This window comes from Stenotrophomonas sp. SORGH_AS_0321, assembly GCF_031453215.1.
GTDB classification, from domain to species: Bacteria; Pseudomonadota; Gammaproteobacteria; order Xanthomonadales; family Xanthomonadaceae; genus Stenotrophomonas; species Stenotrophomonas chelatiphaga.
Window position 1 is genome coordinate 2208445 of record NZ_JAVIZG010000001.1, and the last position, 11765, is coordinate 2220209.

Sequence of the window (11765 nt, forward strand, 5' to 3'; positions counted from 1 at the left end):
GTGGGTGACGACCGTTGGTCGTCACGGTCCCCCTATCACGCGCTCCGCCACAGCCGCCAGCTCACCCAGCCTCCATGGCCCAGCGTGGCACCCAGCAGGGCCACCACCATCCAGCGCAGCACGCTGGCCAGTTCCACCTGCAGCGGCGCAGCCTGCACCTGTTCCAGCAGCAGCCAACCCAGCACTGCGGCCACCCATGCTGCTGCCGCCGGCCCATACGCGCGAAGCACGTCCCGATCCCAACCTGCCATGCCATTCCCCGGTGTGTCTGAAGGTGCGGGCAGTGTCCCCTGCCCCGCTCTCACCGGCTGAGACCTTCACGCACCGATCAATCAAATTCCGGCGGCGATTCCAGCCCCATCGGTTCGGACTGCACGTTGTTGCGCCCGGCCGCCTTGGCCCGATAGCACTGCACATCGGCCGCAGCCACCGCTTCGTCGACACTCATCCCGGTGTTGATCGAGGCGATGCCGATGCTCACCCCGACCTTGATCCGATGCTGCTCCCACGGGATGGAGAGCCCGCCGATGGTGTGCAGCAGCTCGCCGGCGATGCGCCGTGCGCGGCGCAGCGAACAGCCCGCCAGGATCACCGCGAACTCATCGCCCCCGAGCCGCGCCACCACGTCCGAATCGCGCACGCCATGGCGCAGCACGTTGGCCACCGCCCACAGCACGGCATCCCCGGCCAGGTGCCCCCAGGTGTCGTTGACCGGCTTGAACTGATCCAGGTCGATGAACATCAGCGAGGCAGCCTGCCCGGTGCGGTCCACGTGGGCGATGGCCTGCTGCAGGTGCGCTTCGAAACCGCGCCGGTTGACCAGGTCGGTCAGCGGATCCATCTCGGCCAGCTGCCGCGCCTCGCGTTGCCGCGCGCGCAGCTGGGTCACATCGCGTATCACCCAGACCGCGCCACGCAGTGCGCCGGCGTCGTCGTGCAACCAGGCCTGCGACACATCCACCGGCATGTTCTCGCCCCCCTGCACCAGCAGCAGGTCCGAATGCAGGTCCACCGCGTTGCTGTCCGGGTCCAGCAGCACGGAGAGGTCCAATGGCGAAAGCGGCGCGTATTCGGTGGTCAGCTGCAGCATCTCGCCCACGTGGTGGCCGTGCAGCGGGGCGCCATCCGGGCCACCCAGCGCTCGCACCGCGGCCGCATTGGCATGCTCGATGCGGCCGTCCAGGTCCACGCTCAGCACCAGGTCGGTCACTGCATCCAGGGTGATCCGGCTGCGCTGTTCGGCCTGCAGCACGCGCTGTTCGCTGGCGTGTTGGGCGGTCACATCCTGGATCTGCGATACGAAGTGCAGTGGATCGCCCTGCTCGCTGCGTACCAGCGACACCGACAGCCGTGTCCAGATGACGTTGCCCTCGCGGCCGATGTAGCGCTTTTCCAGGTGATAGTGCGCCCGCTCGCCGCGCAGCAGGCCCTGCACCATGGCCAGGTCGGCATCCAGGTCATCGGGGTGGGTCAGGCGCTGGAAATCGACCTGAAGCAGTTCGTTGCGCGAATAGCCCATGATCCGGCACAGCGCGTCATTGACGTCCAGCCAGCGCCCTTCCAGCGACACCAGCGCCATGCCCAGCGCGGCACTGGTGAAGGCGCCGGCGAATTTCTCTTCGGCCAGGCGCGCTTCGGCCCGCGCCTGCAGCACTTCGGTGATGTCCGTGGCCATGCCTACGAAGCCGGTGACCTCGCCCTGGGCATCGGCCAGCGCGCTGATCGACAGCCGCACCTGGCGGTGCTGGCCATCCTTGCGCAGGAACGTCCACTGCCGGGAATAAGTGTGCTCGCGCGCACGCCCGCTGAGCACGCCGAACAGGTCCCTGCCGGCCACCTCGTCGGCGGGCAGGGTCTGCAGGAACGCCTCCACTTCCTGCCCATGGTGGAACAGCACCGGGCTGGCCACGCCTACTACTTCGTCGGCGCGGTAGCCGAGCAGGCGTTCGGCCCCGGAATTGAACAGGGTGATGGTGCCGTGCTCATCGGTGACGATGACCGCTACTTCATCGGACGAATCGACGATCGACTGCAGCCGCTGCCGCGCACCGGCTACTTCCTGGCGCGCCCGCTGCAGATCGGTCACGTCGGCATGCGCGCCGGCCATCCACACCGGCGCCCCGTGCGCATCCCACTCGCACACCCGGCCACGGTCCTGCACCCACACCCAATGGCCATCGCGGTGGCGCATCCGTACCAGGCACTCGTAGAAAGGCGTCTCGCCGGCGAAATGCGCCTGCAGCTGGGCATCCGAGCGCTGCAGGTCGTCCGGATGGACCAGGCGTTCGAAGGTGTCCGAGGAAATCGGCTGCAGCTCCTCCAGTGTGTAGCCGACGATCTCCGCCCAGCGCGCGTTGACCTGCATGTGGTGGCTGGTCGGATTCCATTCCCAGGTACCGGCGGCACTGCCGTCGATGATCATGCGCAGCCGCCGGACCTGCTCCAGCGCCTGTTCCAGCTGCGCCTGCAGGCCCTTGGCCGGACCGTCGGAAAGATCGCTCATCGGCGCACCGCACGCAGCCGCGCACAGGCCTGTCGCGTGCTCGCGCACGGGGACCTGGTCGATACGCCTGCAGAACTGACCTCCATGGCCCTCCCGGCATCTGGCCCGGGCCTTATCGGCCCCCTCATCGTGCAGTGTGCGCAATCGCGGGGCGCTGCGTAAGCCCCCCCGTCACAGAATGCCGAAGCAGCGGCGACCGGTCAGCGCGGATCGGCCGGCCAGGCCGTCGTACTCAGCTGCGCTTGGCCCGGGCGAAGGCGTCAGCGAGCGCATTGTTCGCCGGGGCCGCCGTGCTGCCCGGACGCCCACCGCCGCCATGGCCGCGCGGCTGGCCGGGACCGCGGCCGCCTGCCCCATCGCGGCGCGCTGGATTGCCAGCGTTCGGGCGCTCATCGCGGGCGCCGGGTCGGCTGGTCGACTGACCGGGCGTATCGTCCAGGCGCCGGGTCAGGGCGATGCGCTTGCGCGCCACGTCCACTTCCAGCACCTTCACCTTGACGATGTCGCCGGCCTTGACCACGTCGCGCGGATCCTTGACGAAGGTGTCCGACAACGCCGAGATGTGCACCAGTCCGTCCTGGTGGACGCCGATGTCGACGAACGCGCCAAACGCCGCCACGTTGCTCACCACGCCTTCCAGGATCATCCCTTCGCGCAGGTCCTTGATGTCCTCCACGCCCTCGGCGAAGCGGGCGGCCTTGAACTCCGGACGCGGATCGCGACCGGGCTTTTCCAGTTCTTTCAGGATGTCGCGCACGGTCGGCACGCCGAAGGTTTCGTCGGTGAACTGTTCCGGCTTCAGTCCGCGCAGGAAGCTGCCATCGCCGATCAGCGCCTTGATCGGGCGCGCGGTCGCGGCCACGATGCGTTCCACCACCGGGTAGGCCTCCGGATGCACCGAGGACGCGTCCAGTGGCTGGTCACCATCGGCGATGCGCAGGAAACCGGCGCACTGTTCATAGGTCTTCTCGCCCAGTCGCGGAACCTTCAGCAGGTCCTTGCGGCGCTTGAACGGGCCGTTGTCGTCGCGGTGCCGCACGATGTTCTCGGCCACCGTGGAAGACAACCCGGAAACGCGCGCCAGCAGCGCGGCAGAGGCGGTGTTGACGTGCACGCCGACCGCGTTGACGCAGTCTTCCACGCGCGCTTCCAGCGCCCGTGCCAGGCGGTACTGGTCCACGTCGTGCTGGTACTGGCCGACGCCGATCGCCTTCGGCTCGATCTTCACCAGTTCGGCCAGCGGATCCTGCAGGCGGCGCGCGATGGACACCGCGCCACGGATCGACACGTCCAGGTCCGGGAACTCCCTGGCCGCGAATTCCGATGCCGAATACACCGACGCACCGGCCTCGCTGACCACGATCTTCTGCAGCGTGGTGCTGCCGATCGCGGCGATCACCTCACCGGCGAGTTTGTCGGTCTCGCGGCTGGCGGTGCCGTTGCCGATCGCGATCAGTTCCACGTTGTGCTTGATGCACAGGTGCCTGAGCGACTGCAGCGACTGCTCCCACTGCCGGCGCGGCTCGTGCGGGTAGATGGTGTCGGTGGCTACCAGCTTGCCGGTGGCATCCACCACGGCCACCTTGCAGCCGGTGCGGATACCCGGATCCAGCCCGAGCACAGTCTTCGGCCCGGCCGGTGCGGCCAGCAGCAGATCCTTCAGGTTGTCACCGAACACGGTGATCGCCTCGGCCTCGGCCTTCTCGCGGGCCTGGTTGAACAGGTCCAGCAGCAGGTGCATGTGCAGCTTGGCGCGCCAGGTCAGGCGGCAGGCATCGAGCAGCCAGCGATCGGCCGCACGACCCGCGTCGCGGATCCCGGCCTTGAACGCGACGCGGCCTTCGCCGTACTGGTGGCCGGCCTCGGCATCGGTGCCCGGGTCCAGTTCCAGGTGCAGGATCTCCTCGCGGCGCGCGCGGAACAGCGCCAGCAGCCGGTGCGACGGGATCTTCGCCAGGGCCTCGGCGTGCTCGAAATAATCGCGGTACTTGGCGCCCTCGTTTTCCTTGCCTTCGGCCACGCGCGCACGGATCACACCGTTGTCGGACAGCCAGCCGCGCAGCTCGCCGACCAGCGCGGCATCTTCGCCCCACCGCTCCATCAGGATCGCCCGCGCACCTTCCAGCGCGGCCTTGGCATCGGCCACGCCCTTTCCGGCATCAACGAAGGTCTCGGCGAACACCTTCGGTTCGCGCGTCGGGTCCTCCAGCAGGCCATCGGCGAGCGGCTCCAGACCGGCCTCGCGGGCGATCTGCGCACGCGTGCGGCGCTTGGTCTTGTACGGCAGGTACAGGTCTTCAAGCCGGCTCTTGGTATCGGCGGCCAGGATGTCGCTGCGCAGTTCGTCGGTCAGCTTGCCCTGCTCGTCGATGCTGGACAGCACGGCAGCGCGACGGTCTTCCAGTTCACGCAGGTAGGTCAGGCGCGATTCGAGGTTGCGCAGCTGGGTGTCGTCCAGCCCACCGGTGACTTCCTTGCGGTAGCGCGCGATGAACGGAACGCTGGCGCCTTCGTCGAGCAACGCGATGGCGGCACGCGCCTGGGCAGCCTGGGCACCGATTTCATCGGCGATGGTCTGGGCGATCTGCTGGGCAAGCTGGGTATCTGACATTGCGTCCGGCCGTGGCCTTGATGCGGAAAGATCCCATTCTGGCCCCGCACGGCTGGCACGGGAAGGCGTTGACAGCGGCGTGCGTGGCGGGGCAGGCATCCTGCCTGCGCCGACATCCTTGCGTTCGGCTGGGATGTCGGCGCGGACACGCCCTCATCGCGTGTCCAGGCCAGTGCTGGGATCAGCGGTAGTGGCGTGCGGCGTGCTGCATGACGATGTCGTCGCGCAGGCTCTCCAGTGCCATCAACCGGACCTTGCCCACGCCCTGCAGTTCCATGAACCGCTCGGTATAGATCTCCGGCCCCAGCGCGGTTTCGGCGCGGGATTTGCTGAAGCCATAGGGCATCACGCCCTTGTCGCCGTCCTTGCTACCACCGACATATAGAACGATTGCCATGTGATGTGTTCTCCAGGTTACGTACTGCGCTTTGGTGCAGGTGGCCGCTGCAGTACTGCCTTCACGACCGCCTGAGTGCAGCTTAGCGCGTGCAAGCTGACTCAGATGTCACGAAGGGTAATAACGACCGGTTGCACGGAAATGACGGAAGATCCGTGCGAAATCCTTACGCGTTTTTAACGCCCCGGTAACATCTCGATCACATCTGGCGCCGGGCGCCCGCTGTCGACGTCATGAGCCCATGACGCAGCCGTCAGGGCCACCAGCCATGGCCGAAACGCGCATAGTGATCGGCCGCACGTTCGAACGGATTGCGCACGCTCACCCCGCCGCACAGCAGGTAGACCGGCAGGTACAGCGGGCCCAGCACCAGATACTGGTAGACATGCGCGCGCTCATGGTCGTCCAGCCGGATGGTCGGCTCGACGCCATGCCCGGCCTGGTGCGCATAGGTATGGCAGGCGACCTTGAGATCGCCGCCGGTATGCAGGATGACGTTGCCCAGGGTGATCGCCCCGCCCGGTCCCCACGGCCAGTGCTGGAACACCAGCGCACAGTCGCGGCCGCTCCAGCGCGCGCGTGCGCCGGCCAGCAGCCCGACCGCGCCCGCAGCCAGGCCGATCAGCGTATTGGGCGAGGTCCACACCGCGCCCAGCAACTGCAATGGGCGCAGCCAGCGCGGCGCCGGGATCAGTCGGCTTCGTTGGGGATCAGCAGCCACAGGATCAGGTAGACCAGGATGCCGGGGAAGGCGGCCGAAGCGATGGACACCACCACGAACAGGATGCGCAGCAGGGTGGGACTCCAACCGAAGCGGTGCGCGATGCCGCCGATCACCCCGGCGATCATGCGGTCACTGAGCGAGCGCGAGAGAGTACGAGGCGTGGTGGCATTCATGGCAGGAACTCCGATGGTCTGGATACTACCCTAGCGACCTCGCCGTCTACGAGAGGTCAGCGGGATCAGCCGCTGCGCGCCACCAGCCACTCGTGCAGGGTGGCCGGCACCTCACGCTGGGCCCGGCCGGACACGTAGATGCCGATATGCCCACCACGGAAGCTGGATTCGGTGTAATCGGTGCTGCCGATCCGTCCGCGCAGCGCGCGCGATGCATCCGGCGGCACCAGGTGGTCCTGCTCGGCGTACAGGTTCAGCACCGGCAACGTCACCTGCGACAGCTGCACCCGCTCATCGCCTATCTGCACGCCCTCACGCATCAACCCGTTGCCCTGGTAGAACTGCTTGATGAACTCGCGGAAGGCCTCGCCGGCGAGGTCGGGCGAATCGAAAATCCACTTTTCCATGCGCAGGAAGTCCTCCAGCGCAGCCTTGTCATCGAGGATGTCGAGCAGGCCCACGTATTTCTGCACATTCAGCCGGAACGGCTTGAGCATCAGGTAACTGCTGTTCATCAGGTCGGCCGGGATGTTGCCCAGCGTGTCCACCAGCAGGTCCACATCCACCTGGCGCGCCCAATGCGACAGCATGTTGTCGGCAGTATGGAAGTCCACCGGCGTGACCATGGTAACCAGGTTGGCCAGCTTGGCCTGGCGCAGCGCGGCATAACACAGCGCGAACACCCCCCCCTGGCAGATACCGAGCATGTCCACGGTTCCGCCGCTGCGCGCGCGCAGGGCGTCCACCGCGCCGTCGATGTAACGCAGCAGGTAATCTTCAAGAGTGAGGTAGCGCTCGGAGCGGTCCGGGTAGCCCCAGTCCAGCACGTAGACATCGTGCCCCAGTGCCAGCAGCTTCTGCACCAGCGAACGGTCGGCCTGCAGGTCCACCATGTAGGGCCGGTTGACCAGGGCGTAGACGATCAGCAGTGGCCGGGCATGCACCGGCGGCTGGTCGCCCACGAACCGGTACAGCACCACCTTGCCATCGCTCCAGACCGCTTCGCGCGCGGTGGCGCCGTAATCCACGTCCTCCACCGATGGCAGCAGCTGCAGGCCCTCCATCAGCTTGCGCTGCATGGCCAGGGTTTCCTGCATCAGGTCGTCGGCGTTGAATCCCAGCGGGCCCTTCATGTGCGTGGCTTCCGGACGCGCGGCTTGGCCGGCTTGGCCGCTTTTGTCGCTTTGGCCGGCTTGGCCGTGGGGGGCGCCGCTTTCGGTGCAGCCGCCGCACGCTTGCGCGGCCGCGGCACCACCTTGGCCACCGCCGGTTGCACCGCCTCGGCCCAGTCGTCGGTTGCCGCCGCCGGGGTACGCAGCAGCTGCTCCACGCTGGCCTGCAGGCGACGCAGCTGGCGCTCGAGCTCGGCGATGCGTTTGTGCGCGGCATCCATTTCGGTGCGCGTCGGCAGGCCCACGCGTTCGCTCAGCTGTTCCACTTCATGCTGCACGGCCGAACGCAGGCGCATCTGTGCATTGCCCAACGAGGCGAACACCTGCTGGAAGGTCTCTGACAACGCCACCTTCGCATAGGCCTCTTCAGCGACCTCGATCCACAGATCGAACATCGCCCGCGCACTGGTCAGCTGGCTTCCCGGCGACTCGTGCTCGGCCAGCCGCTGTTCGAACAGCGCGAATGCCGCGTCCAGCGCCTGCTGGATCTGCGCCACATATTCCTTGGAATGGCCTTGGAACGCCTGCTGGGCCTGCAGCAGCTTCTGCCAGCGCGCCTGGTGTTCGCGCGCCGGGCCAAATGCCGGACTCTGCAGCCACGGCGCCAGGCGCTGCTGCCACTGCTCCAGCACGGCCACCACATCGTCCATGCCGCCGCCGGCGCCGGTGCTCCCCTGCGCGCCCTGCAGCATCCAGTGCAGCAGGCTTTCGCCCTTGCCCTGCCCCATCACCGCATCGCGCCAGGCCTGGGCCACGTCCGCGCTGCTGGCATCGCGGCCGGCAAACTGCGAGGCCACCTGCTGCATGGTGCCGTACCAGCCACCGGCCTGTTCGCGGAAACGATGCAGCGCATCGTCGGCCGGCCCCGGCCCGCGCTCGGGCAGCAGCTGCGCCCACCAGTCCAGTACCTGTTTCCACTCACCCGGATCGGTGCCAGCGGCACCGCCCTGACGCAGCGAATCGCCCCACGCGCCGTAGTAGTGGCGCGCAAGGGCCTCGAAATCCATGCCACCGGGCTGGTTGCTCGATCCGCTCATGCCGGTGCCTGCGTCATGGCTTGGGGATGTGCAGGGTCTTGCTGATCATCAGCGACCCGGACAGCGCGAACAGCAGCACCAGCGGGTGCAGCTGCCACGGACCCAGCTGCCACTGGCCCAGCCACAGCGCCTCGCCGATACCGCCGGTTGCCGCGGCAATGGCCAGCACGATCACCAGCAGCAGGCTGCTCGGGATCGGCGTACCTTCGAAATACGGCACCTTGTCACCGCCTTCGGACAGCGCCTCGGCGGTCACGTTGTAGCGCGCCAGGCGGCTGACCCCGCAGCACACGAAGTAGCTCAGCACCAGCCAGTCCCAACCGCCCTGCATGCCGCAGGCATACGCCAGCGCGGCCGGCGCCACGCCGAAGGAGATCACATCGGACAGCGAGTCCAGCTCACGGCCGAGGGTGGAACTGGACTTGCGCCAGCGCGCGATGCGCCCGTCCAGGGCATCGAAAATGAAAGCCAGCGGGATCAGCGCCATGCCGAACAGCAGGTAGCCCTGCGCCCCGTCCTGCAGGAAGCGCATCGCCGCGAACACCGCGCCGGTGCCGCAGAAGGCGTTGGCCAGGGTGAACCAGTCGGCCAGCTGGAACTCGCGCAGCATCGAGAAGTGTCGTTTCATGAAGGCTCACGGGCAGCAGTGGGCTACAGGGTACGCGAGGGCGCGCGAAGGCAACAGCGGGTGCCGCGGACGACGTATTCACCACGCCATCACCGATCATCACCTGCGGTGAATTTTTGGCCACCCATCTTGACAGCGTTGCCCGGCGGGGGCGTGCGGGGGTTATCCACAAAGTTGCTCACCAACAATCCACACCCCCTGTGGACAACCTGCGCCACTGATGTGGCGCAGGTTGTCCGCGCATGCCTTGCATCCCCCCGCCTTCGGCGCGCCCCCTTTGAAGGGGGCTTTCCCTCTGACAGAACACGGTATGGCGGGATTGAAGCTAGGGCCCTTCAGATACGGCGGGTGGCACAGGTTGTCCGCGCATGCCTTGCATCCCCCCGGCTTCGGCGCGCGGGGCTCGGTAGCGCCGAGCCGTGCTCGGCGGGATGCCAGCGCTGCTCAGATCCGGCTGTAGTTCCACGACTGCATCCGCCCATCGCGGTACGGCATGACGCCATGGAAGGCGCGCGGATCGGTGTCGAACACCAGCGGCAGGAAATGGCGATCGCCTTCCCACATGGGCAGGGTATCCAGCTTGTCCACGTCCACCCACTCCAGCGTGCCTTCGTGGTTGCCGCCGTGCGGCGTGCCCTCGTAGGCATCGATCACGAACACGAAACCGAACCAATCCTCGCCGTGCTTGCCGAAGCCCGGCCAGCTGATCGTGCCGCGCAGCTGCATCGACGTGCAGTCGATCCCGGCCTCTTCCTGGATCTCCCGGCGCATGCCGCTGGCGACGTCTTCGTCCGGCTCCACCTTGCCGCCCAGTCCGTTGTACTTGCCCAGGTGATGGTCACCCGGCCGCGTGTTGCGATGGATCATCAGCACCTGGCGACGGTCAGGCGACAGCACGTAGCCCAGTGTGGCAACGATGGGGGTATACGGCATGCGGGGGTCCAGCAACGGGTGAGCCGCTGATTATGTCCGATCAGGGCACGACCGACAGGCGCTTTTCAGCGCTTGCAGCCGGTTGCGTGTCGTGGTCCCGGACCAGCGTGGCCACGCCATGGCCGCGTTCGGCCAGGTAATCCAGCCACTTGCCCAGGAAGGTGTTCATGCGCATGCGGTGGCTGATCAGCTCGGCCGGCGGCGGGTACAAGCCCACCACGTCCTGCCAGCGGCGGCCCACGTAGCAGTGCGTGGTTTCAGCCTGGCGGGCGTCGCGGTACAGCCGGATATACGCCGATGGATCCGGCTGCCCGGTGACCGGGTCGCACAGGTCGTAGGTCAGCCGCAGCTCCACCGTGTAGGCGTGGCGGGCGATCACGTCCAGGCGGACATCCAGCCCATCACCGACCGAGGAAACATAGCTGCCGACCTCCAGGTCGCCCGGCGCGAACAGGCGCACCAGGTGCCGGTGGTTCTCTGCGTAAAGGCCCATCAGCCAGCTGAGCCGGCTGAGACGGGGAATGCGTTCGGCGAGGGGACGGGCTTGGGCCATGGCTCGATCCTACACAAAGCCGGCGCGCCGCGGCAGCTTGTGCCGGTGCCATGTTCGGCGCACGATCAGGGTTCACCCGGTACTGACGGCCGCCCTGCGGTAGTGACGGCCGCTGGCCGTCAGCGCCTCGCTCCGGCAGTGACGGCCGCTGGCCGTCACCCCTCCCCCCTCAATACAACTCCCGCCGCAGCCCCAGCGTCGCCAGCACTTTGCTGGAAATCTCCTCGATCGAGGTATGCGTGGTGCTCAGCGTCGGCACCCGCTCCAGCTGGAACATGCGCTCGGCGATGGCCACTTCGCGGCGGCAGGTTTCGGCGGCGGGCATAGCGCGAATTCGGCCGGCGTTCCTGGCGGATCTGCTGCAGGCGCTCGGGATCGATGGTCAGCCCGAACAGCTTGCGGCGGTAATTGCGCAGGCGCGGTGGCAACTGCTCGGTTTCCAGGTCTTCGTCGGTCAGCGGGTAATTGGCCGCGCTGACCCCGTAATGCAGGGCCAGGTAGATGCAGGTCGGCGTCTTGCCGGCCCGCGAGACGGCCACCAGGATCACGTCGGCATCGTCGTAATTGACAGCAATTCCGTCATCGTGGCTCAGCGCGAAGTTCATCGCGTTGATCCGGCGGTGGTAGGTTTCGAAATCCACCATGCCGTGCGCTTGGCCCACCCGCGACAGGCGCGGCGAGGACAGTTCGGTCTCCAGCGTCTCGATGAAAGGGGCGAAAACGTCCAGCATCAGCGCCCCGCTGCTGGCCAGGATCACGCTCAGGCTCTGGTCCACGCAGGAATTCACCACGATCGGCCGGACCTGGTAGCGCTCCCCTGCCGCCTGGATCCGGGCACAGGCCTCGGCGGCTTTTTCGGGGTCGTCGATGAACGACATCCGGTCCGTGATGAAGCTGAATCCGGAGAACTGGGTGAGCAGGCTATGCCCAATGGTTTCAGCGGTGATACCGGTTCCATCGGATACATAGAACACCGGCCGGATGGTCGTCATATGCGCATTTTCCCAGTCCGAAACTTAAAACACCTGCTGTCA

The 11765-nt window shown here is 67.1% G+C and carries 12 protein-coding genes; all 12 read right to left on the reverse strand.

Translation table 11 applies throughout. The features are described 5' to 3' along the window. Window positions 1-35: 35 nt before the first annotated feature. The 12 genes from QE373_RS09640 to QE373_RS09695 all read right to left on the reverse strand — a co-directional run bounded on the left by QE373_RS09640 (window position 36) and on the right by QE373_RS09695 (window position 11723). Window positions 36-194: a hypothetical protein gene (locus QE373_RS09640; protein WP_309685850.1), complete on the reverse strand. Its 159-nt coding sequence runs from the start codon at window positions 192-194 to the stop codon at window positions 36-38. Between the two features lie 134 nt (window positions 195-328). Next, a complete protein-coding gene (locus QE373_RS09645; RefSeq protein ID WP_309685852.1) occupies window positions 329-2503 on the reverse strand; it encodes a PAS domain S-box protein in 2175 nt (724 codons plus the stop codon). 232 nt (window positions 2504-2735) lie between these two features. After that, entirely contained in the window at window positions 2736-5114 is a 2379-nt protein-coding gene (locus QE373_RS09650; protein ID WP_309685854.1) for a Tex family protein, read from the reverse strand. A gap of 181 nt (window positions 5115-5295) precedes the next feature. Continuing rightward, the gene (locus tag QE373_RS09655; RefSeq protein ID WP_057508615.1) at window positions 5296-5511 is read right to left on the reverse strand and encodes a hypothetical protein; all 216 of its coding nucleotides are present in this window, start codon (window positions 5509-5511) and stop codon (window positions 5296-5298) included. 253 nt (window positions 5512-5764) lie between these two features. Then, complete coding sequence (locus tag QE373_RS09660; RefSeq protein ID WP_309685858.1) at window positions 5765-6232, reverse strand: hypothetical protein; 468 nt, start codon at window positions 6230-6232, stop codon at window positions 5765-5767. Further along, window positions 6202-6408 (reverse strand): PspC domain-containing protein, encoded by a 207-nt coding sequence (locus QE373_RS09665; protein WP_309685860.1) that lies wholly within the window; start codon window positions 6406-6408, stop codon window positions 6202-6204. Before QE373_RS09665 ends, QE373_RS09660 begins: the two co-directional genes overlap by 31 nt. Before the next feature lie 65 nt (window positions 6409-6473). Next, window positions 6474-7541, reverse strand: coding sequence for a class III poly(R)-hydroxyalkanoic acid synthase subunit PhaC (phaC, locus tag QE373_RS09670; RefSeq protein ID WP_309685862.1), 1068 nt, complete (start codon window positions 7539-7541; stop codon window positions 6474-6476). Next, window positions 7538-8617: a class III poly(R)-hydroxyalkanoic acid synthase subunit PhaE gene (phaE, locus tag QE373_RS09675; protein WP_309685864.1), complete on the reverse strand. Its 1080-nt coding sequence runs from the start codon at window positions 8615-8617 to the stop codon at window positions 7538-7540. The genes phaC and phaE overlap by 4 nt, the downstream gene beginning before the upstream one ends. A gap of 13 nt (window positions 8618-8630) precedes the next feature. Beyond that, on the reverse strand, window positions 8631-9245 hold the full coding sequence (locus tag QE373_RS09680) for a CDP-alcohol phosphatidyltransferase family protein (protein ID WP_309685866.1): 615 nt from the start codon (window positions 9243-9245) through the stop codon (window positions 8631-8633). A 444-nt stretch (window positions 9246-9689) separates the two neighbouring features. Next, entirely contained in the window at window positions 9690-10178 is a 489-nt protein-coding gene (locus QE373_RS09685) for an 8-oxo-dGTP diphosphatase (protein ID WP_309685867.1), read from the reverse strand. 40 nt (window positions 10179-10218) lie between these two features. After that, window positions 10219-10731 (reverse strand): DUF1249 domain-containing protein, encoded by a 513-nt coding sequence (locus tag QE373_RS09690; RefSeq protein ID WP_309685869.1) that lies wholly within the window; start codon window positions 10729-10731, stop codon window positions 10219-10221. A gap of 155 nt (window positions 10732-10886) precedes the next feature. After that, complete coding sequence (locus QE373_RS09695) at window positions 10887-11723, reverse strand: pyruvate, water dikinase regulatory protein (protein ID WP_309685871.1); 837 nt, start codon at window positions 11721-11723, stop codon at window positions 10887-10889. Window positions 11724-11765: the final 42 nt, after the last annotated feature.